Genomic DNA, 21,206 nt, shown 5'->3' with positions numbered 1-21,206 from the left:
CGTGGGAACGATCACTGACAGGCTTACTTCTTGGCTTTAGCCTTGACACCACGCTGACGCCGGGCTTCGAACAGGCACACGCCCGTCGCAACCGACACATTGAGGCTGCTGACGCTACCGGCCATCGGCAGGTTCACCAGGTAATCGCAATGCTCACGGGTCAGGCGACGCATGCCTTTGCCTTCGGCGCCCATGATCAGGATGGTCGGGCCGGTGAGGTCTTGGTCATAAATGCTGACCTCAGCCTCGCCCGCCGTGCCCACAACCCAAAGGCCGCGCTGCTGGAGCTTCTCCAGAGTGCGCGCCAGGTTGGTCACCGCCACCAGCGGAATCACTTCCGCCGCGCCGCAGGCCACTTTACGCACAACCGGCGTCAGGGTGGCCGACTTGTCTTTAGGCACGATCACTGCCAGCGCACCGGCAGCATCCGCCGAACGCAGGCAAGCGCCGAGGTTGTGCGGGTCGGTCACGCCGTCCAGCACCAGCAGCAGCGGCGCGCCTTCGGTGCGATCGAGCAGCTCGTCGAGCATCGCCTCGCCCCAGACCTGGCTCGGGCTCACGTCCGCTACCACGCCCTGGTGAACGCCTTCTACCCACACGTCCATCTCACGACGCTCGGCTTGGCCGATGGCGACTTTATTCTGGGTCGCCAGCTCGACCAGCGCTTGTACGCGCGGCTCGCTGCGACCTTCGGCCAACCACACTTGCTTGACGCGCTTAGGGTGGTGACGCAGTAGTGCTTCTACGGCGTGCACGCCGTAGATTTTTTCCAGACTCATGACTTGGCCTTAGGTTTGCGCGACCCGCCGCTTTTCGCGGGAGCCGAACCCGCTTTTGGCGGGCCTTTACGATGTTTGCTCGGCTTGCTCGACGGCTTTTCCGCCCCCTGGGACTTTCCCCCTGACGCCGCTTTACCACCGCTTTTGGCTTCGCTGAGCAACTGCTGCTTCAACTCGCGGCTCTTGCGCAGCTCGGCGTTTTTCGCCGCAGCGTCGCTTGGGCGGTAGGCTTCAGGGGCTTTATCCTTGGCCGACGAACGACGACCGGCCTTGGCTGGCGCAGGCTCGGCAGCCGCTGCTTTGGCAGGAGCGCCTTTGCCTTTGGCGGCCGGTGCGGCGGTTTCGCTGCCACGTTTTTTGCGGCCAGACGGTTCGACTGGCTTGTCAGGCATGCCGAAGTCGATCTTGCGCTCGTCGAGGTCGACGCGCATGACCTGCACTTCCACGGTATCGCCCAAACGGAAGCTGCGACCGGTGCGCTCGCCCGCCAGGCGGTGATGCACAGGGTCGAAGTGGTAGTAGTCACCCGGCAAGGCGGTGACGTGCACCAGGCCTTCGACGTAGATGTCGGTCAGCTCGACGAACAGACCAAAACCGGTCACGGCGGTGATCACGCCCGGGAACGACTCACCCACACGGTCTTTCATGAACTCGCACTTGAGCCAGTTCACCACATCGCGTGTGGCTTCGTCGGCACGGCGCTCGCTCATGGAGCACTGCTCGCCCAGCTGTTCCAGGGCCGCTTCGTCGTACGGATAGATCCGTGCCTTCGGAATCGTCATGGCACCGGCGCGCTTGACGTGCGGGGTGTTCTGCTTGGAGTGGATCACGCTGCGGATTGCGCGGTGCGTGAGCAGGTCCGGGTAACGGCGAATCGGCGAAGTGAAGTGGGTGTACGCCTCGTAATTCAAGCCGAAGTGGCCTTGGTTGTCGGCGCTGTACACCGCCTGGCTCAAAGAACGCAGCATCACGGTCTGGATCACGTGGTAATCCGGACGGTCCTTGATGCTCGCGAGCAGTGCCTGGTAGTCCTTCGGCGTCGGGCCGTCCTTGCCTTTGTGCAGGGACAGACCGAGCTCGCCGAGAAACGCGCGCAACTTCTCCAGACGCTCCGGCGGCGGGCCGTCGTGCACCCGGTACAGGGCAGGAATCTCGTGCTTTTTCAGGAACTCGGCAGTGGCCACGTTGGCCGCCAGCATGCATTCCTCGATCAGCTTGTGAGCATCGTTACGCGTGGTCGGGGTGATCGCCGCGATCTTGCGCTCGGAGCCGAAGACAATTCGGGTTTCCTGGGTTTCAAAGTCGATCGCGCCACGTACATGACGAGCGCCCAGCAATACTTTGTACAGCGAATACAGCTGCTTGAGGTGCGGCACGACATGGCCGTACTCACCGCGCAGGGCTTTGGCTTCGCTGGTTTTCGGCTGTTCCAGGATGGTGCTGACCTTGTTGTAGGTCAGGCGCGCCTGGGAGTGGATCACCGCTTCGTAGAACTGGTAGTCGGTCATTTCGCCGGTTTTCGAGATAGTCATCTCGCACACCATGGCCAAACGGTCGACTTTCGGGTTCAGGGAGCACAGGCCGTTGGACAGCTGCTCAGGCAGCATCGGGATCACGCGCTCAGGGAAGTACACGGAGTTACCGCGCACCTGGGCTTCGTTATCCAAGGCCGAACCGATCTTCACATAGCTGGACACATCGGCAATCGCGACGAACAACTTCCAGCCGCCGGAGAACAGGCGCAGTTTGCCAGGCTTGGCTTCGCAGTAAACCGCATCGTCGAAGTCGCGGGCATCTTCGCCGTCAATGGTGACGAACGGCAGATGGCGCAAGTCGATGCGTTTTTCTTTGTCTTTATCTTCCACTTCCGGCTTGAGCTTGGCGGCTTCTTTGAGCACAGCCTCAGGCCAGACGTGAGGGATATCGTAGGTGCGCAGCGCAACGTCGATTTCCATGCCCGGCGCCATGTAGTTGCCGACCACCTCAACGATATCGCCTTGCGGCTGGAAGCGCGCGGTTGGCCAGTGGGTGATTTTCACCTCCACGAACTGGCCGACCTTGGCGGCGCCGTTGCGGCCCGGGGTAATCAGCACTTCCTGCTGGACCTTCGGGTTATCTGGCACAACAAAGCCGATACCGCCTTCTTCGAAGTAGCGGCCGACGATGGACTCGTGGGCACGCGACACCACTTCGACGATCACGCCTTCACGGCGACCACGACGGTCCAGGCCGGAAACGCGCGCCAGGGCACGGTCGCCATCGAACACCAGGCGCATTTGTGCCGGGCTCATGAACAGATCGTCGCTGCCGTCATCCGGGATCAGGAAGCCGAAGCCATCACGATGGCCGGCGATGCGGCCAAGGATCAGGTCGAGCTTATCCACGGGCGCGTAAGTGCCACGGCGGGTGTAGATCAGTTGAGCATCGCGCTCCATGGCACGCAAACGGCGGCGCAGGGCTTCGAGCTGGTCTTCGGTGGTCAGACCGAATTCCTCAACCAACTGCTCGCGGCTAGCAGGCGAACCACGATCGGCGAGGTGCGCCAGAATCAGTTCGCGGCTAGGAATAGGGTTTTCATATTTTTCCGCTTCACGAGCGGCCTCGGGATCGAGGGACTGCCAATCGGCCATTAGAGAGTTTTCACCTTGTCTATATGCGGGTTAGTTTGGCATACGCGTATTGAAACGGGAAATTTCAGGCATCAACAAGCGTTTAAAAGGCTTTTGTCGCCCCCGGAACACACCTTGCACGACCATTGGCGAAATTTTCCAGGATTTTTTCATACCAGGGCTTTACAGCTCAAAATCGCCTCCGTATAGTGCGCGCCATCGACGACGGCAACGTTGTTGATGCTGCCCAGGTGGTGAAATTGGTAGACACGCCAGCTTCAGGTGCTGGTGATCGCAAGGTCGTGGAAGTTCGAGTCTTCTCCTGGGCACCAATTTCAAACTCAAGGTTATGCCTCGAGTCTCCAAAAACCCGCGAAAGCGGGTTTTTGCGTTTCAGGCCTTTGATTTTTAACAAGAATCCTGATTTATATTTTTGAATCAGGGGTTTACAGATCAAAAAGCCCTCCGTATAGTTCGCTCCATCAACGGCGCAAGCGTTGTTGATAATGCCCAGGTGGTGAAATTGGTAGACACGCCAGCTTCAGGTGCTGGTGATCGCAAGGTCGTGGAAGTTCGAGTCTTCTCCTGGGCACCAAATTCAGATCAAACCCGCGAAAGCGGGTTTTTTCGTTTCCGGGGTTTGAAAACATCCTCGGCGATTTCCCCTCCCGTGCGCACTTGAGAAGTTTTATCGTTTATCCTGCCCGTATAAATCGGCAACGATTTGTTGCATTTAAACGAGGAAAACTTCGGATGATGATTAGCAATACCCGTCTCAAGACATCCCTTCTGCGTGGCCTGACCCTCACTCTGCTCAGCCTGACCCTGCTCTCGCCCGCCGCCTATTCCGCCGACAAGGTGTCACTGACCCTGTACAACGGCCAACACAAAGAAGTCGGCGATGAACTCGCCAAGGCCTTCGAAGCCAAGACCGGCATTCACGTCAACGTGCGCAAAGGCAGCAGCAACCAGCTGGCCAGCCAAGTCGTCGAAGAAGGCGACCGCTCCCCCGCCGACGTGATCTACACCGAAGAATCGCCGCCGCTAAACAAGCTCGGTGAACAAGGCCTGCTGGCCAAGATCGATGCCAGCACCCTCGACGTATTGCCCAAGGATTATGTCGGCAGCAACGGCGACTGGATGGGCGTCACCGCACGCACGCGCGTTGTAGCGTTCAACCCCAAACTGATCGCCGAAAAAGACCTGCCCAAATCGGTACTGGATTTCGCCGGCCCCGAGTGGCAAGGCAAAGTCGGCTTCGTACCCACCAGCGGCGCGTTCCAGGAACAAGCCGTGGCAATCATCAAGCTGCACGGTCGCGAAGCCGCTGAAGAGTGGCTGACTGGCCTGCGCGCCTTCGGCAAGGTCTACAGCAACAACATGGTCGCCCTTAAGGCCGTGGAAAACGGCGAAGTGGCCACCGTGCTAGTGAACAACTACTACTGGTTTGCGCTCAAGAAAGAAAAAACCAACCTGGATTCGCAGCTGCATTACTTCACCAATGGCGATGCCGGCGGCCTGATCACCGTGTCTTCGGCTGCCGCGCTGAAATCCAGCAAGCACCCGAAAGAGGCCCAGCAATTACTCGCCTTCATGACCAGCGAAGAAGGCCAGCGTGTGATCACCAACACCTCGGCCGAATACCCGCTGCGCAAGGGCATGGAATCGAACCGTGGCCTCAAGCCTTTCAGCGAGCTGCAACCGCCGAAAGTCACCCCTGCGGACCTCGGCAACGCCGAAGAAGCCCTGGACCTGGAACGTGACGTTGGCTTGAACTGATGAACCCATCGCTCCCCGCCCCCGCCTTGCGCGGGGGTTTCAGCCCGCGACGCAAACGCCCGTCAATCTGGCTGCTGATCCCCGTCCTATTCCTGGTTGGCCTGAGTCTGCTGCCGTTGGTGTATGTCGGGACCAAAGCCTGGCAGGCGGGCTGGGCGCAAGCGGTGCATCTGCTATGGCGGCCGTATGTATTCGGGCTGCTGCGCAACACCCTGGCGCTGATGATTGGCGTGACAGTGGCCTGCGGCGTGATCGGCCTGTCCCTGGCCTGGCTGCTGGAACGCAGCAACCTGCCGGGTCGGCGTATCTGGGGCGTGATCCTGTGCCTGCCGTTTGCGGTGCCGGCGTTTGTCAGCAGCTTTACCTGGGTGTCGCTGAGCGCCAACTTCGAAGGGCTGGGCGGTGCGATCCTGGTGATGACCCTGTCCAAATACCCGCTGGTGTTTCTGCCGGTGGCGGCGACCCTGCGCAACCTCGACCCGTCCCTGGAAGAATCGGCCCGCACCTTGGGGCTGAATCGCTGGGGCGTATTTTTTCGCATCACACTGCCCATGCTGTGGCCTTCGCTACTGGCCGGGGCACTGCTGATTGCCTTGCATATGCTGGTGGAGTTCGGTGCGCTGTCGATCATCGGCCTGCAGACCTTTACCACCGCGATCTACCAACAGTTCGAACTGGAATTCAGCAATGCCAATGCCGCGATGCTCTCGGCGGTGTTGCTGGTGATGTGCCTGACGCTGCTGTGGCTGGAGCTGCGCGTACGCGGCAAGGGCCGGCATGTGCGCATCGGCCAGGGCGCGGCACGGCACGCTGAACAGGTTCAATTGGGCAAATGGGCGCCGCTCGGTCAACTCTATTGCCTGGCGCTGGCGATCATTGGCAGCGGCATTCCTTTGGGGATGCTCGGGTACTGGCTGGCGGTGGGTTCGTCGGCGGCATTTCCCGTGGCCGAAATTGGTGAGGCACTGTTGTCTTCGCTGGCACTGTCCTTAGGTGGCGCGGCGCTGTGCTTGGTGCTGGCAGTGCCGGTTGGGTTGCTGGTGGCGCGCTACAAAGGCCAACTGGCGATCTGGGCCGAGCGCCTGCCGTACCTGTTGCATGCCCTGCCCGGCCTGGTGATCGCACTGACGCTGGTGTATTTCGCCCTGCATTATGTGCCAGCGCTGTATCAGACGTCGGCACTGCTGCTGATCGCTTATGCGCTGTTGTTCCTGCCGCTGGCCCAGGCGCCGATTCGTACGGCCTTGAACAAGGCGGCGCCGCAGCTGGAAGAGGCCGCGCGCACGTTGGGCGCATCGTCGTTCAGCGCATTTTGCCGGGTGACCTTACCGATTATCTTCCCGGCACTGGGCGCGGCGTTCGCCTTGGTGTTTCTGGATGCGATGAAGGAGTTGACGGCGACGTTGCTGCTCAGCCCGACCGGGCTGAATACCCTGGCAACCGCCGTTTGGGCGCATACCTCGAATGTGGAGTTTGCAGCGGCAGCGCCTTACGCGGCGCTGTTGATTCTGGTGTCGGGGTTGCCGGTGTATCTGCTTACGACTCGGATGTATCTGAGCCGCTGAGACCGCAATCGCAGGCAAGCCAGCTCCCACAGTTGGCAGAGTTCCAACGTTGGAATGCAGCTGAATGTGGGAGCAGGCCTGCCTGCGATTGCGCCGGAACAGGCGACGCTAAGCCCGAAACTGCCCCAGGCTCGCCTTCAACTGCGCCGCCAACCCATCCAGCACCTTGCCACTGGCCGTGGTTTCCACCACCGCCTGCGCAGCACGCTCGGCCTGGGCATGAATCACCTCGACCCGCCCACGCACCGCATGCGCGCCCTGGGCCTGATGCTCAGCCGCACGCGTCGCCAAGCCAATCGCTGCATGTACCTGCTCCACCGAAGCCTGCACCGTCTGCTACAGGCGCACGCTGTCGCGCAGCACCAGCAAGCCTTCGCTCGCCTGACGACCCGCCTTGCCGATGGTTTCCACCGCCTCACGTGCGCCCTGCTGCAACGCCACGATATGCGCCTGGATATCACCCGTGGAACTCTGGGTTTTGCTGGCCAGGGCACGCACCTCGTCGGCCACTACCGCGAAGCCACGCCCGGTCTCACCGGCACGCGCGGCTTCAATCGCTGCGTTAAGTGCCAGCAAGTTGGTCTGCTCGGCAATGCCGTGAATCACCGTCAGCACCACTTCAATTTGTTCGCTTTGCTGAGCCAGGCGCTCAATAACCTGAGAACCCGCCTGCACCTGCCCCGCTAACGCTTCGATCAAGCTGCCGACCTCTGCTGAAGTGCGCGAGTTTTCATCCGTCGCCCGGCGGATTTCCACCACCTGTTGCAACGCCGCTTGCATCGCATGACTTTCAGCCTGGGCCTCGTCTGCCATTTGCGACAGCGCGCGCAAGCTCTCGGCCACTTCATCACGCTGCAAACCGGCCGCCTTGTCGGCACCGGCATTGCGCAAGGTCATGGCGCCGATTTCCACACCGGTACGCTGAGCCACATCCCCCGCCTCACGCACGATCGGCTGCAACTTATCCACAAAGCGATTGACCGCCGAAGCCATGTCGCCGATTTCATCCTTGCTGCTGATCTGCACGCGCTTGGTGAGGTCGCCCTCGCCCGCCGCCAAGTCATCCATGGCTGCGATCAGCAACTTCAGGCGATTGACCACACGCCGCCCCAGCACGATAGCGATCAGCAGCAATACGCCGAACCCCACCACTGCGAGCCCCATGCCGATGCGCCAGCGCAAAGTGCCTGCGGCATCTTGTACGGCACTGGTGGTGTTGGCGGTCATCTGGGTGGCGGTGGCTTGCGCCGATTGCAGGCGCGCGCCCATGGCGGCGGCGCTGTCTGCGGCAGCGCCCTTGAGGCTGTCGCCTACCAGTTGATCACTGCTGGCGATCAGCGCGGCAAAACGTTTGTCCAGCGCAGCCAGGTCCGCCTCTACCGCCGTGGTTGAGACACCTATGCGGACCTTGCCAATCTCTACGCCGTTGGGGCTGATGGACGCTTCGACGTAGAACACGGAAGGATCATTTTTCGCCGCATCCAAGACTTTGTCCAGGGCCCGGTCGCCCTGACCTTTGGCCAGCAATGCCTGGTTGATCGGGTTGTCACGGTTCAGATAACGGGTCACATGCTCCCCGGCCGCATCGTCGTAGACCACGAACAACACGTTGGGATTGCGCTGGGCACGCCGGGCAAACTCCGACAGCGTCGGCACGTCGCTGTCCCACATGGCGCGCGGCGCCACCGAGGCCAGCAGTTGCGCCATGTCGTTGGCCGAGTCTTGCAGGTCTTTTTCCAGGGTCGCACGCAGTTGCTTCTGCTCCTCCTGCAGACGCGTGGAAAGCCCTGCGGTCAGACGCTGACGGGTACTGGAAGACAGGCTGTCCAGACTCGATGTGACTTCCTTGCCGGCTTGCGCCAGTTCACCGGAGAGTTTCTGGCTGTCGATACCCAGGCGATTGCCCAAATCAGCTTCCAATGCAGTGACCGTGCTCCTCGTCAGAGCGACAGCCACCAGCACTTGCACCAAAAGAGCGATACCTAGGGTAACGAACACCGGCCGCAACAGCCGGCTTTGTAACAATGAGAGAACGGCAGACACTGGGAATCCCTCCACCACGGGTGCCATTAATTTGATAGCACCGCGAAAGAAAGAACCATAGCAAGGGTCGTGCCGTTTGCCAGACAGATACGACAAAGGGCTCCCGAAGGAGCCCTTTGCTTTTTACATCAACAGCTTATTAAGCGAACGGGTGACGCAGAACGATGGTCTCGTTGCGGTCCGGGCCCGTCGAAATAATGTCGATTGGCGCGCCGATCAGCTCTTCAACGCGCTTGATGTAAGCACGGGCGTTGGCCGGCAGTTCTTCCAGGGTTTTGGCGCCCACGGTCGATTCGGTCCAGCCCGGCACTTCTTCGTACACAGGCTGCAGGCCCACGTAGCTGTCAGCGTCGGTCGGAGCAACGTCCTTACCGTCTGCATCTTTGTAGCCGACGCAGATGTTGATGGTTTCCAGACCGTCGAGTACGTCCAGCTTGGTCAGGCAGATGCCCGAGATGCTGTTCACATCGATAGCGCGACGCAAGATAACGGCATCGAACCAGCCGCAACGACGTGCACGGCCGGTGGTAGCGCCGAACTCGTGACCTTGCTTGGCCAGGTGTGCGCCGACTTCGTCGAACAGCTCAGTCGGGAACGGGCCCGAACCTACGCGCGTGGTGTAAGCCTTGGTGATGCCCAGGATGTAGTCCAGGAACATCGGGCCAACACCAGAACCGGTGGCTACGCCGCCAGCGGTGGTGTTGGAGCTGGTCACGTACGGGTAGGTACCGTGGTCGATGTCCAGCAACGAACCTTGGGCGCCTTCAAACATGATGTCTTTGCCGGCGCGACGCAGGTCGTGCAGCTCGGCCGTCACGTCCAGCATCAGCGGCTTGAGCAGCTCAGCGTATTCTTTGCACTCAGCCAGGGTCTTTTCAAACTCGATGGCTGGCTCTTTGTAGTAACCAACGAGCATGAAGTTGTGGTAATCCACCAGCTCACGCAGCTTGTCTTCAAAGCGCGGCATGTTGAGCAGGTCGCCCACACGCAGGCCACGACGTGCAACCTTGTCTTCGTACGCCGGGCCGATGCCGCGACCGGTAGTACCGATCTTCAGCTCGCCACGGGCCTTTTCACGGGCCTGGTCCAGCGCAACGTGGAAGGACAGGATCAGCGGGCAGGACGGGCTGATACGCAGGCGCTTGCGCACCGGTACGCCTTTTTCTTCCAGTTTGGTGATCTCACGCAGCAGAGCGTCAGGTGCAACCACCACGCCGTTGCCGATCAGGCACTGCACGCCTTCGCGCAGCACGCCCGACGGGATCAGGTGCAAGACGGTTTTTTCGCCATCGATGACCAGGGTGTGGCCAGCGTTGTGGCCACCTTGGTAGCGCACTACGGCGGCAGCATGTTCGGTCAGCAGATCAACGATCTTGCCTTTGCCCTCATCACCCCATTGGGTGCCCAGGACTACGACATTCTTACCCATAACACTTGTCCTCATTCGCGCAAACTTGGTGCCGGCGATGGCCGGCAGGAAAACTCAAGAAGCCAGTGGCGAAACTTGCCAAAGCCCGTTCTGCAGAATCAATTGCCGGTCGCAGTCCGCTTCACGGGCGGCGGCCAATGGCTGCCCAGGCAGAGCCTGGACGACACGCTGACCCTCACTGCGCAACTGGCAAACCTGCTGCCAGAGTGCTGCGTCCGTACTGTCGGGCATCCAGACGCCACCAGACGGCAGCTCGACCTCAGCACGCCCCAGGGTCACCAGGGTTTTCAAATCGGTGGAAAAGCCAGTCGCCGGACGCGCGCGACCGAAGTCAGCGCCGATATCGTCATAACGACCGCCTTGGGCAATGGCTTGGCCAACACCCGGTACAAATACGGCGAACACCACACCGGTGTGGTAGTGGTAGCCGCGCAACTCACCCAGGTCAAAATACAGCGGCAGCTGCGGGAACCGTGCCGACAAACGTTCGGCAATCGCCAGCACGTCATCCAACGCCGCCAATACAGGCGCCGGCGCATTCGCCAGGCGCTCACGTGCAGCCACCAACACTTCAGGGCCGCCGCACAGGTTGACCAGTGCGCGCAGCATTTCGGCGAGGTCTGCCGGCACACCTTCGGTGAGGGCGATCACTTCATCGATAGCCTTACGTTGCAGGGCATCAAATAACTGCTGCTCCACTTCACCGGACAAACCGGCCGCTCGCGCCAGGCCACGGTAGATACCGACGTGACCCAGGTCCATGTGCACATCCGGCACGTCAGCCAGTTGCAGCATGGCCAGCATCAAGCTGATCACTTCAACGTCGCTGCTCGGGCTGGCATCGCCGTACAACTCGGCGCCCAGCTGAATCGGGCTACGGGACGACGACAAGGCTCGCGGTTGCGCATGCAGCACGCTGCCGGCGTAGCACAGGCGGCTCGGGCCTTCGCGGCGCAAGGTGTGCGCATCGATGCGCGCCACTTGCGGCGTGATGTCAGCACGAAAGCCCATTTGCCGGCCCGATTGCGGGTCGATGACCTTGAAGGTGCGCAGATCCAGGTCCTGGCCCGCGCCGGTCAGCAGGGATTCCAGGTACTCGATATGGGGAGTCACGACAAACTCGTAACCCCAGCTCTGGAACAGATCCAACACCTGACGACGCGCTACTTCAATGCGCGCAGCTTCTGGTGGCAGTACTTCTTCGATGCCATCTGGCAGCAGCCAGCGGTCTACCGTTGCCATTACGCCATTCCCCTATGATCCGGGCGACCAGCCTTCGGCCGAGCCCTGAGTGAAGCAGAAAATGCCCGGCCCCTGCATAAACAACGCGCAAGAACGACGTGACGAATGGCCTGCAAACGGCCTCGTCGGGCACTTTCCTCGAAAAACCTGTCACGCCTGCCGAATCAAACATGCAGACGCAAAAAAGCCGGGAATTTCCCGGCTGCCGCATCATACACCCGTTTTCTGAAAGGATCACCCCGCCAGGCATTTTAGCCGCCCGACGGAGTGGGTCCTACAGAATCACCGGCTGGTTACTTGGACTTTTCCAGGTAGCGGAAGAAGTCGCTGCTTGGGTCCAGCACCATGACGTCGGTTTTGTTCGCGAAGCTTTCACGGTAGGCACGCAGGCTACGGTAGAACGCGTAGAACTCCTGGTCCTGGCCATAAGCCTTGGAGTAGATCGACGCCGCTTGAGCATCACCATCACCACGGGCCTCTTCAGACTCACGATAGGCTTCTGCCAGCAGTACACGGCGCTGACGGTCGGCATCCGCACGGATACCTTCAGCCAACTCGTTACCCTTGGCGCGATGCTCACGGGCTTCACGCTCACGCTCGGTGCTCATACGCTCGAACACGCTGCGGTTCACTTCCTTGGGCAGGTCGATCGCCTTGACCCGAACATCGACAACTTCGATGCCCAGCTCTTTTTCAGCCATGGTGTTCAACGAACGCGTGATGTCAGCCATCAGCGCATCACGCTCACCGGATACCACCTCGTGCAGGGTGCGTTTACCAAACTGGTCACGCAGGCCCGATTCCAGACGGCGCGACAAACGCTCGTCGGCAATCTGCTTGAGGCCGGAAGTCGCGGTGTAGAAGCGCTCGGCATCCTTGACGCGCCACTTGGCGTAGGCGTCAACCATCACGGCTTTCTTTTCCAGGGTCAGGAAGCGCTGTGTCGGTGCATCCAGGGTCATCAGGCGGCCGTCGAACTTGCGCACCTGGTTCACGTAGGGGACTTTCACATGCAGGCCCGGCTGGACATCCGCCTGGACCACACGACCGAATTGCAGCAACACCGCGCGCTCGGTCTGAGCCACGATGTAGAAGCAGTTCCAGGCAGCGATGACCACGACGACGCCCACAATCAGGGCGGTCAGCGATTTATTGCTCATCAACGACTCTCCCTGGTACGTGTTTGCTGTTGCAGCAAGTCAGCGGCCGCACGGGCGCTCGCTTCGTTGGCCGCAGCCGTTGAACCGGAGGCCGGTGCGCTGGTGCTGCTACGACCACCTTCGATCATCTTGTCCAGCGGCAGGTACAGCAGGTTGTTCTGCCCACCTTTGCTGCCGGTCACGAGAACCTTGCTGGTGTTGCTGAAGACTTCCTGCATGGTGTCCAGGTACAGACGCTCACGCGTGACTTCCGGAGCCTTGCGGTACTCGGCAACCAGCTTGGTGAAGCGATCCGCCTCACCCTTGGCGCGGGAGACCACTTCATCGCGGTAACCGTTGGCATCCTCAAGGATACGCTGGGCCTGACCACGGGCTTCCGGCACAACACCGTTGGCGTAGGTTTCAGCCTGGTTGCGCGAACGCTGCTCGTCTTCACGGGCGCGGATCACGTCGTCAAAGGCTTCCTGCACTTCGCGCGGTGCGGCTGCGCTCTGTATGTTGACCTGAGTAACAGTGATACCGGTGCGATAGGTGTCTAGGAACCGTTGCAGACGTTCCTTGATCTCGCTGGCCATCAACTCACGACCTTCAGTCAGCACCTGGTCCATGGCGGTGGAACCCACCACGTGGCGCAGGGCACTTTCAGTCGCCTGCTGCAGACTGATTTCAGGTTGATCGACGTTCAGCACGAAATCCTGAAGATTGCTGATCTTGTACTGCACGGTCAGCGGCACTTCGACGATATTCTCGTCTTCGGTCAGCATCTGGCCCTGCTTGGTGTAGGCACGCTCACGCGTGACGTTCTCCATGTACTTTTTGTCGATCGGGGGGAAGTAGATGTTCAGACCCGGGCCGACAGTCTCGTAGTACTTGCCGAAGCGCAGCACTACGGCTTGCTCCTGCTCGTCGACTACGTAAACCGCGCTGTACAGCCACACGGCTGCGAGCACGACAAGACCCAGGCCCAGCAGGCCATAGCCACCGCCCTTGCTTGTGCGACCGCCGTCGTCACCACCACGTTTTTTCCCACCACCGAACAACCCATTCAGGCTTTCCTGCAGCTTTCGGAAGGCCTCGTCGAGATCTGGTGGCCCCTTGCGGTCGCCATTATTGCGGCGTTTACCACCCCAAGGATCCTGATTATTCGAGTTGCCACCCGGCTCATTCCAAGCCATAGCGCTCTCCATCTGATAAAGCAAAGACGCACCCACGGCGCGCCGACCAATGCTACAGAATGCCTGCTGCCGCGGCACAACCGCTTTAGGAGGCTTTTATTGCAAAGTGTGTTGCTCGATAAACTCCGTCGGCACCACTCCTTCACGGCTAACCAGCCGATTCAGCTCCGAGCGCGGCAATCGAACGGTCAGCAAGCTGACACCTTCTTCGTCGTATTCTTCTTTCTGTACCGCGCCCAACTCAAAAAACTGTGCACGCAGTCGAGCAAAACGCTGAGGCAAGCGCAAGGTGCCGACAAACAAATCGCCGCCCAGCAACTCGGCAATGGCTTGTTCAAGCAACTCCAAACCACTGCCATCACGCGCCGACAGCCAGACCCGCTGGGGCTTGCCGTCTTCGTCGCGCTGGATTTGTGGCTCAACGCCTTCAAGCAAATCGAGTTTGTTATACACCTCAAGGATCGGCAAGTCCTGTGCACCAATCTCGCCCAGCACCACCATCACCTGTTCAATCTGCAACATGCGATCCGGTTCAGCCGCATCGATCACGTGCAACAGCAGGTCGGAGTTGCTCGACTCTTCGAGCGTAGACCGAAACGCCTCGACCAGCTTGTGAGGCAGGTGACGAATGAAACCCACGGTGTCGGCCAGGACAATCGGCCCCAGGTCGTCCAGTTCCAGACGGCGCAAGGTCGGGTCGAGGGTGGCGAACAGTTGGTCGGCCGCGTACACGTCCGATTTCGTCACGTTATTGAACAGCGTGGATTTGCCGGCGTTGGTATAGCCCACCAAAGACACGGTAGGGATATCCGCACGCATACGACCACGACGCGATTGTTCGCGCTGGCTGCGCACTTTTTCCAGGCGGCCCTTGATCTGGCGCAGGCGAACTCGCAACAGACGGCGGTCGGTTTCCAGCTGGGTTTCACCCGGACCGCGCATGCCGATACCGCCACCTTGGCGCTCAAGGTGAGTCCAGCCGCGAACCAGCCGGGTGCTCATGTGGTCAAGCTGAGCCAGTTCTACCTGGAGCTTGCCTTCATGGGTACGGGCGCGTTGGGCGAAAATATCGAGAATCAGACCGGTGCGGTCGATCACGCGACACTCGAAAACACGTTCGAGGTTACGTTCCTGACTGGGCGTGAGGGTGTGATTGAAGATCACCAGATCGGCTTCTTCAGCATGGACCAGGTCGCGCAGTTCCTCGACCTTGCCGCTGCCGATCAGGAATTTGGCGGTTGGCCGATGACGCGGCACGTTAAAAAACGCAACGGTCTCGGCGCCGGCCGAATTTGCCAACTCCTGAAACTCCTGCGGATCTTCGCGCGCCTCAGGGTCCTGTCCATCCAAGTGAACGAGGATTACTCGTTCACCACCACCGTGGCGCTCAAAGAACAAAGGAGACTCCTATCAGGCGTTACCTGGCTCAGCGTCACCCTGTTCGGCATCAGTTGCGCTAGGCAGACGGATAGGACGAACTGGAACTACTGTCGAGATAGCGTGCTTGTAAACCATCTGGCTGACGGTGTTTTTCAGCAGGATTACGAACTGGTCGAACGACTCGATCGTGCCTTGCAGCTTGATCCCGTTGACCAGGTAGATGGAAACCCCCACTTTCTCTTTACGTAAAGTATTCAAGTAAGGGTCTTGTAGCGAATGCCCTTTTGACATGTGCCGCACTCCTTTAAGGATCAATAATAAAATTCGGAAAATAGATAGCTTATGGCCGTCACACCCCCAAGGATAGACGGCAATTGCAAGGACTCAGCTCAATATGGAGACCGTTCCCAAGTATTTCAAGGCGCGTGACAGATTGTCGCTGTCCAGGCTGTCCAGCCAGTGCAAATCGCTCCAGCTGCGCAACCAGGTGAACTGGCGTTTCGCCAATTGGCGCGTGGCAATGATGCCGCGCTCCTGCATTTCGGCTGACGTCAGCTTGCCATCCAGATGATCCCAGACTTGGCGGTAGCCAACAGCACGTATCGAAGGCAACCCAGCGTGCAGGTCTCCTCGTGAACGCAGTGCTACGACCTCATCCACAAACCCCTGCTCCAACATAATTGTGAATCTTTGTGCAATTCGTTCATGCAGCACCTGACGATTTGCCGGAGCGATGGCCAGATTCGCCACAGTATAGGGCAATTGTGCCTGTCCAGACGCGCCTGCATCAGCACTTTGCGCAGTTTGTTTCAGCCGGTGTTCAGTCATGGTCTGCCCGCTGACCCGCCAAACTTCCAGAGCGCGCGTGAGGCGCTGAGGGTCATTGGGGTGAATGCGCGCGGCAGACACCGGGTCAATCGCCGCCAACTGGTCGTGCAGGGCTTGCCAGCCAAGGCGTACAGCCTCTTCTTCAAGTTCGGCGCGCACCTGGGCGTCGGCCGGCGGCATATCCGCCAAGCCTTCCTGCAGAGCCTTGTAGTAGAGCATCGTACCGCCCACCAGCAGCGGAATATTACCCCGTGCGGTGATCTCGGCCATGGCGGCCAGTGCGTCAGTGCGAAAATCCGCTGCGGAATAGCTCTGCGCCGGGTCGATAATGTCGATCAGTTTATGCGGATACTCGGCCAGCAGCGCTTTTGAAGGCTTGGCGGTGCCGATGTCCATGTCCCGGTAAACCAGGGCAGAGTCGACACTGATCAGCTCGCACGGCAACACCTTGGTCAGCTCGATGGCCAGGTCGGTCTTGCCGGCGGCCGTGGGGCCCATCAGGAAGATCGCGGGGGGCAAGGCACTCATCAACGGCCGCGCAAGAACAGTTTGTCCAGATCGTCCAGGCCCATTTGGGTCCAAGTCGGTCGGCCATGGTTGCATTGCCCGCTGCGCTCAGTGTTTTCCATGTCGCGCAGCAAGCCGTTCATTTCCGGCAAGGCCAGGCGGCGGTTGGCGCGAATGGCACCGTGGCAGGCCATGGTGCCGAGCAGCTCGTTGATGTGCGCCTGGATACGGTCACTGGTGCCGTATTCCATCAGGTCCGCCAGCACGTCGGCGACCAATCGGTTGGCTTCGGCTTGCTTGAGCAGCGCGGGAATCTGGCGGATTGCCAGAGTTTCCGGGCCCAGGCGCTGCAGTTCAAAGCCGAGCTTCTGGAACACGCTGTGGTGCTCCTCTGCGCAATCGGCTTCACGCTGGCTGACGGCCAGGGATTCCGGCACCAACAGCGGCTGGCCGCTGAGGCCTTCGCTGGCCATGGCGATCTTCAGGCGCTCGTACATGATGCGCTCATGGGCGGCGTGCATGTCCACCAGCACCAGGCCATGGGCGTTTTCCGCCAGGATGTAGATGCCCTTGAGCTGTGCCAACGCATAGCCCAGCGGCGGGATATCCCCACCGCCCTCCGGCAACGCGACAGCGCCGGGCTCGGCACCCGGCAGCGGCGCGAAAAACTCGCGATAGGCCGCCTGGGCTTCGGCCACCGGCACCGCCGATTGCGGACGCGGTGTGTATTGATACTGGTAACCCGCACCCGACCCGGAACCCGGCGCCGTATAAGCAGGCTGTGGCTGCGGCGATTGCAGCAAATTGGCCGCCAGGCTCATTTCGCCTTGCGGGCCAAACTCACCGGCCTCCGGGCCACTCGGCCGCACCACCGCCGTCACGATCGGCGCCGACAGCTGATCATCCGGGCGCACATCGCCGAGGGCACGGTGCAAGGTGCCATAAAGGAAGTCATGCACCATGCGCCCGTCACGGAAGCGCACTTCGTGCTTGGTCGGGTGCACGTTGACGTCAACCACCGATGGGTCGACCTCAAAAAACAGTACAAAAGTCGGATGCCGCCCGTTGAACAACACATCGCGGTAAGCCTGGCGCACCGCGTGGGCCACCAGTTTGTCGCGCACCGCGCGGCCATTCACAAAGAAGTACTGCAAATCTGCCTGGCTACGGGAGAAGGTCGGCAACCCGACCCAACCCCACAGACGCAGGCCGTTGCGCTCGATTTCAATCGGCAACGCCTGCTCCAGGAACCCAGCGCCACAGATGGCCGATACACGTCGAGCACGCGCGGCGTCGTCATGGGCTTCATGCAGGCTGAGGATGGTCTTGCCGTTGTGACGCAGGTGAAACGCCACGTCAAAGCGCGCCAAGGCCAGGCGTTTGATGACTTCTTGCAAGTGATCGAATTCGGTTTTTTCGGCCTTGAGGAATTTACGCCGCGCCGGGGTATTGAAGAACAGGTCGCGCACTTCCACCGACGTGCCCACCGGGTGCGCAGCCGGCTGAACCCGAGGCGCCATGTCGCGGCCTTCGGTTTCCACTTGCCAGGCTTGCTCGGCGCTGCGGGTGCGCGAGGTCAGGGTCAGGCGCGCCACCGAGCTGATAGACGCCAGGGCCTCACCGCGAAAGCCCAGGCTCATCACCCGTTCAAGGTCTTCCAGGTCACGAATCTTGCTGGTGGCATGACGCGCCAGGGCCAGCGGCAGGTCATCGGAGGAGATGCCGCTGCCGTCATCGCGCACGCGCAGCAGCTTGACGCCGCCCTGCTCCACGTCGACATCAATGCGCTTGGCGCCGGAGTCGATGCTGTTTTCCAGCAGCTCCTTGATCACCGACGCCGGGCGCTCAACTACTTCGCCCGCGGCAATCTGGTTGGCGAGGCGTGGGCTGAGCAGTTCGATGCGCGAACCGCTGTTGAGGACAGATTCGCTCATTACTGCGCCGCCAATTCGGTGCCAGGGATGGTCAACACCTGGCCAACTTTCAATTCATCGGTTTTCAGGTTGTTGGCGCTGCGCAAGGTAGCGGCCGACACCTGGAAACGCACGGCCAGCATGGCCAGGGTGTCGCCGGGCTGCACGCGATGGTCACGTGGGCCCTGAGCGATTTTCCCAGAGTCACGCAGCCAGGCGATGTAAGTGCCCGGCGGTGGGTTCTGCTGGAAGAACTGGCGAATACCGGCACTGATCGAACGCGCCAGCGCCTGCTGGTGGCTGGCGCTGGCCAGCTTCGAGGCTTCGTTGGCGTTGGAGATAAACCCGGTTTCCACCAGGATCGATGGGATGTCCGGCGACTTCAACACCATGAACCCGGCCTGTTCCACACGTTGCTTATGCAAGGAAGTGACGCGGCCGATATTGCTCAAGACCTTCTGGCCCACGTTCAGGCTGGAGGTCAACGACGCCGTCATCGACAGATCGAGCAGCACGCCGGCGAGCATTTTGTCTTTGTCATCGAGGGACACGTTGCCGGCCCCGCCGATCAAGTCGGAACGGTTTTCGCTGTCGGCCAGCCAACGCGCGGTCTCGGACGTGGCGCCGCGATCGGACAGGGCAAACACCGAGGCGCCGAAGGCGGCGGTAGACGGTGCGGCGTCGGCGTGGATCGACACGAACAGGTCGGCGCCCTTCTTACGCGCGATTTCGGTACGGCCGCGCAACGGGATGAAATAGTCGCCAGTACGGGTCAGCTCGGCGCGATAGCCTTTCATGCCATTGACCTGACGCTGCAGTTCACGGGCGATAGCCAGTACCACGTCTTTCTCATGCTGGCCGCGCGAGCCGGAGGCGCCCGGGTCTTCACCGCCGTGGCCGGCGTCGATCACCACGATAATGTCGCGCTTGCCCGCAGGCGCCGGTGGTGGCGGCGGCAGCTTGACCTGTGGCTGCGCCGGGCTGACTGGCACGGCCGGCACAGTGGCCACACTTGGCGTCGGCGCAGGCGGCGGCGCGGCATCGGCGGCATTGTCGAACAGGTCGACCACCAACCGGTTGCCGTATTGGGCGTTCGGGGGAAGCACAAAACTTTTCGGGGTTACGACCTTTTTCAGGTCGATCACCACACGCAGGTCGGTCGGCGTGCGCTGGGCGGAGCGCATCGCAGTAATCGGCGTGTTGGCGGTGGAGACTTTCAGCGGCGCGGCCAGGGTCGCACCGTTGATGTCGATCACCAGGCGATCAGGCGCCGTCAGGGTAAAGACGCTGTGCTGGACCGGGCCAGACAGGTCGAACACCAGTCGCGTGTTATCCGGCGCGCGCCACAGGCGAACACTTTTCACCTGTGAAGCAGCCAGAGCATTGAAAGTCATTGCCGCAAGCAACACCCCTACGACAGCAACCATCGCGCGAAAGCGCATACCTAACCCCACCAATTTTATTTGAATTCCAGTGCCAGAGCGGCGCACCACGACTGGCCTCGCGCACTCTGGGGCAACAACTTCAGCTGACGTCCGTGATCACGCGGCGTAATGGTAATGGTCAGGTCCGGCTTTGGCAAAAAGCCTGTGCCTTTATCTGGCCATTCAATCAGGCACAGCGCGTCTTCGTCGAAATAATCACGGATGCCCATGTACTCCAGCTCTTCGGGGTCTACCAGGCGATAGAGGTCGAAGTGAAAGGCGCGAATCTCGCCAATCTCGTAGGGTTCGACCAAGGTGAACGTCGGGCTTTTGACCGCGCCCGTATGGCCCAACCCGCGAATAATCCCGCGCGACAGCGTGGTCTTGCCCGCCCCAAGGTCGCCTTCGAGAAAGATCAGCCCTGCGCCGGCCGTAACCTGGGCGATGCGATGACCCAACGCGACCATCGCGTCTTCATCGGCCAGAAAAAGAGTTACTTCAGACACGGCGACTGTTCCTCCAGCAATTGACGAATGGCAGGTATCAGGTCGCTGGCAGCCAACCCGCGACCAAAGGTGCCTTGGCGATCCCCGGCCGTGGCGTGCAACCACACGGCCAGGCAGCTTGCCTCATAGGCTGGCATGCCCTGGGCCAGCAACGCGCCCACCAGACCGCTCAATACATCACCCAACCCTGCCGTGGCCATCGCCGGGTGGCCCTGGTCACAGCGCGAAACACGTCCGTCCGGGCTGGCAATCAAACTGCCAGCCCCCTTGAGAATAGCCACTGCATTGAATTTCTGGCTCAACGCGCGCGCAACCTTAGAGCGATCGGCCTGAACCTCGGCTGTCGAGATCCCCATCAAACGCGCAGCTTCACCCGGATGTGGCGTGATCACCGAGTTCGCCGGCAGGCTCACGCTGCCGATAGACAATTGATTCAAGGCATCGGCGTCCCAGACCTGCGGCTGCTTGGCATTGGCGGCAACGGACAACAGGCTTTTGCCCCAGGAAGCCTCTCCAAGGCCCGGGCCGATGACGATGACCGAGATTTTTTCCAGCACCCCCATCAACTGGTTGGCCGAACTCACGCCAACGGTCATGACTTCCGGCAAGCGCGCCAGCGCGGCGGGGATGTGTTCGGGGCGGGTCGCCAGCGAGACCATGCCCGCGCCACTGCGCAAGGCACTTTCTGCGCTCAATAGCGCGGCGCCGCCAAAGCCGCGGTCGCCGCCGATGACCAAGAGGTGGCCGAATTGGCCTTTATGGGCCTCCGGGGAACGTGCAGCCAGTTGCGGCAAATGGCCGTGCAACAGGGGCTGTACGTCGGTTATTGCGTGTTTTGTCTGCGGCATGCGTCTTCAAGCTCCGATG

General features: G+C 60.7%; 16 protein-coding genes, 2 tRNA genes and 2 pseudogenes. 4 read left to right on the top strand and 16 right to left on the bottom strand.

Annotated elements, in window-relative coordinates:
* Positions 1-23 precede the first annotated feature (23 nt).
* Both rlmB and rnr read right to left on the bottom strand, forming a co-directional pair.
* A complete protein-coding gene (rlmB, locus tag KZH41_RS04025) occupies positions 24-779 on the bottom strand; it encodes a 23S rRNA (guanosine(2251)-2'-O)-methyltransferase RlmB (protein WP_094950960.1) in 756 nt (251 codons plus the stop codon).
* Positions 776-3,409 carry a ribonuclease R gene (gene rnr, locus KZH41_RS04020; RefSeq protein ID WP_094950961.1) on the bottom strand — a complete coding sequence of 878 codons (2,634 nt, stop codon included), beginning with the start codon at positions 3,407-3,409 and terminating at the stop codon, positions 776-778. The genes rlmB and rnr overlap by 4 nt, the downstream gene beginning before the upstream one ends.
* A 224-nt stretch (positions 3,410-3,633) precedes the next feature.
* Between rnr and KZH41_RS04015 the strand changes: the two genes are divergently transcribed.
* From KZH41_RS04015 to KZH41_RS04000, 4 genes are all read left to right on the top strand, one after another.
* Positions 3,634-3,720 (top strand) — tRNA-Leu (locus KZH41_RS04015).
* A 176-nt stretch (positions 3,721-3,896) separates the two neighbouring features.
* Positions 3,897-3,983, top strand: a tRNA-Leu gene (locus KZH41_RS04010).
* A gap of 158 nt (positions 3,984-4,141) precedes the next feature.
* Positions 4,142-5,167, top strand: a complete 1,026-nt coding sequence (locus KZH41_RS04005; protein WP_094950962.1) for an iron ABC transporter substrate-binding protein — start codon at positions 4,142-4,144, stop codon at positions 5,165-5,167.
* Complete coding sequence (locus KZH41_RS04000; RefSeq protein WP_263274418.1) at positions 5,167-6,732, top strand: ABC transporter permease; 1,566 nt, start codon at positions 5,167-5,169, stop codon at positions 6,730-6,732. The genes KZH41_RS04005 and KZH41_RS04000 overlap by 1 nt, the downstream gene beginning before the upstream one ends.
* A 108-nt stretch (positions 6,733-6,840) precedes the next feature.
* Here KZH41_RS04000 and KZH41_RS30385 read toward each other — a convergent pair whose 3' ends face one another.
* The 14 genes and pseudogenes from KZH41_RS30385 to KZH41_RS03940 form a co-directional block, all read right to left on the bottom strand.
* A complete protein-coding gene (locus KZH41_RS30385; RefSeq protein WP_200189760.1) occupies positions 6,841-7,050 on the bottom strand; it encodes a hypothetical protein in 210 nt (69 codons plus the stop codon).
* 18 nt (positions 7,051-7,068) lie between these two features.
* Positions 7,069-7,335, bottom strand: a pseudogene (locus tag KZH41_RS30380) (methyl-accepting chemotaxis protein); the annotation flags it as partial.
* A gap of 411 nt (positions 7,336-7,746) precedes the next feature.
* Positions 7,747-7,800 (bottom strand): annotated as a pseudogene (locus KZH41_RS30375) (hypothetical protein); the annotation flags it as partial.
* A gap of 1,114 nt (positions 7,801-8,914) precedes the next feature.
* The gene (locus KZH41_RS03990) at positions 8,915-10,204 is read right to left on the bottom strand and encodes an adenylosuccinate synthase (protein WP_242154105.1); all 1,290 of its coding nucleotides are present in this window, start codon (positions 10,202-10,204) and stop codon (positions 8,915-8,917) included.
* A 54-nt stretch (positions 10,205-10,258) separates the two neighbouring features.
* The gene (locus KZH41_RS03985) at positions 10,259-11,446 is read right to left on the bottom strand and encodes an ATP phosphoribosyltransferase regulatory subunit (protein ID WP_094950966.1); all 1,188 of its coding nucleotides are present in this window, start codon (positions 11,444-11,446) and stop codon (positions 10,259-10,261) included.
* Positions 11,447-11,739: 293 nt separating this feature from the next.
* The gene (gene hflC, locus KZH41_RS03980; protein ID WP_094950967.1) at positions 11,740-12,606 is read right to left on the bottom strand and encodes a protease modulator HflC; all 867 of its coding nucleotides are present in this window, start codon (positions 12,604-12,606) and stop codon (positions 11,740-11,742) included.
* Positions 12,606-13,781 (bottom strand): FtsH protease activity modulator HflK, encoded by a 1,176-nt coding sequence (hflK, locus tag KZH41_RS03975; protein ID WP_094950968.1) that lies wholly within the window; start codon positions 13,779-13,781, stop codon positions 12,606-12,608. The genes hflC and hflK overlap by 1 nt, the downstream gene beginning before the upstream one ends.
* Positions 13,782-13,877: 96 nt before the next feature.
* Positions 13,878-15,179: a ribosome rescue GTPase HflX gene (gene hflX, locus KZH41_RS03970; RefSeq protein WP_242154102.1), complete on the bottom strand. Its 1,302-nt coding sequence runs from the start codon at positions 15,177-15,179 to the stop codon at positions 13,878-13,880.
* A 12-nt stretch (positions 15,180-15,191) separates the two neighbouring features.
* The gene (hfq, locus tag KZH41_RS03965) at positions 15,192-15,452 is read right to left on the bottom strand and encodes an RNA chaperone Hfq (RefSeq protein WP_094950970.1); all 261 of its coding nucleotides are present in this window, start codon (positions 15,450-15,452) and stop codon (positions 15,192-15,194) included.
* Between the two features lie 93 nt (positions 15,453-15,545).
* Positions 15,546-16,517 (bottom strand): tRNA (adenosine(37)-N6)-dimethylallyltransferase MiaA, encoded by a 972-nt coding sequence (gene miaA / locus KZH41_RS03960; protein ID WP_242154100.1) that lies wholly within the window; start codon positions 16,515-16,517, stop codon positions 15,546-15,548.
* Positions 16,517-18,430, bottom strand: a complete 1,914-nt coding sequence (mutL, locus tag KZH41_RS03955; protein ID WP_094950972.1) for a DNA mismatch repair endonuclease MutL — start codon at positions 18,428-18,430, stop codon at positions 16,517-16,519. The genes miaA and mutL overlap by 1 nt, the downstream gene beginning before the upstream one ends.
* Entirely contained in the window at positions 18,430-19,851 is a 1,422-nt protein-coding gene (locus KZH41_RS03950; RefSeq protein WP_094950973.1) for an N-acetylmuramoyl-L-alanine amidase, read from the bottom strand. The genes mutL and KZH41_RS03950 overlap by 1 nt, the downstream gene beginning before the upstream one ends.
* A 17-nt stretch (positions 19,852-19,868) precedes the next feature.
* Positions 19,869-20,339, bottom strand: a complete 471-nt coding sequence (tsaE, locus tag KZH41_RS03945; protein WP_263274417.1) for a tRNA (adenosine(37)-N6)-threonylcarbamoyltransferase complex ATPase subunit type 1 TsaE — start codon at positions 20,337-20,339, stop codon at positions 19,869-19,871.
* On the bottom strand, positions 20,327-21,187 hold the full coding sequence (locus KZH41_RS03940; protein ID WP_263274416.1) for an NAD(P)H-hydrate dehydratase: 861 nt from the start codon (positions 21,185-21,187) through the stop codon (positions 20,327-20,329). Before KZH41_RS03940 ends, tsaE begins: the two co-directional genes overlap by 13 nt.
* Between the last annotated feature and the right edge of the window lie 19 nt (positions 21,188-21,206).

Source organism: Pseudomonas sp. YeP6b, assembly GCF_025642995.1.
GTDB lineage: Bacteria > Pseudomonadota > Gammaproteobacteria > Pseudomonadales > Pseudomonadaceae > Aquipseudomonas.
The sequence above is the reverse complement of the archived record's forward strand: the minus strand, read 5'-3'. Positions and strand labels throughout refer to the sequence as shown.

Bases quoted from the DNA above. Each gene is read 5' to 3' on its own strand.
- KZH41_RS04000 (WP_263274418.1), top strand. From the start codon at position 5,167: ATGAACCCATCGCTCCCCGCCCCCGCCTTGCGCGGGGGTTTCAGCCCG.
- rlmB (WP_094950960.1), bottom strand. From the start codon at position 779: ATGAGTCTGGAAAAAATCTACGGCGTGCACGCCGTAGAAGCACTACTG.
- hflC (WP_094950967.1), bottom strand. From the start codon at position 12,606: ATGAGCAATAAATCGCTGACCGCCCTGATTGTGGGCGTCGTCGTGGTC.
- rnr (WP_094950961.1), bottom strand. From the start codon at position 3,409: ATGGCCGATTGGCAGTCCCTCGATCCCGAGGCCGCTCGTGAAGCGGAA.
- KZH41_RS03990 (WP_242154105.1), bottom strand. From the start codon at position 10,204: ATGGGTAAGAATGTCGTAGTCCTGGGCACCCAATGGGGTGATGAGGGC.
- mutL (WP_094950972.1), bottom strand. From the start codon at position 18,430: ATGAGCGAATCTGTCCTCAACAGCGGTTCGCGCATCGAACTGCTCAGC.
- miaA (WP_242154100.1), bottom strand. From the start codon at position 16,517: ATGAGTGCCTTGCCCCCCGCGATCTTCCTGATGGGCCCCACGGCCGCC.
- KZH41_RS03940 (WP_263274416.1), bottom strand. From the start codon at position 21,187: ATGCCGCAGACAAAACACGCAATAACCGACGTACAGCCCCTGTTGCAC.
- KZH41_RS04005 (WP_094950962.1), top strand. From the start codon at position 4,142: ATGATGATTAGCAATACCCGTCTCAAGACATCCCTTCTGCGTGGCCTG.
- KZH41_RS03950 (WP_094950973.1), bottom strand. From the start codon at position 19,851: ATGCGCTTTCGCGCGATGGTTGCTGTCGTAGGGGTGTTGCTTGCGGCA.
- hfq (WP_094950970.1), bottom strand. From the start codon at position 15,452: ATGTCAAAAGGGCATTCGCTACAAGACCCTTACTTGAATACTTTACGT.
- KZH41_RS03985 (WP_094950966.1), bottom strand. From the start codon at position 11,446: ATGGCAACGGTAGACCGCTGGCTGCTGCCAGATGGCATCGAAGAAGTA.
- hflK (WP_094950968.1), bottom strand. From the start codon at position 13,781: ATGGCTTGGAATGAGCCGGGTGGCAACTCGAATAATCAGGATCCTTGG.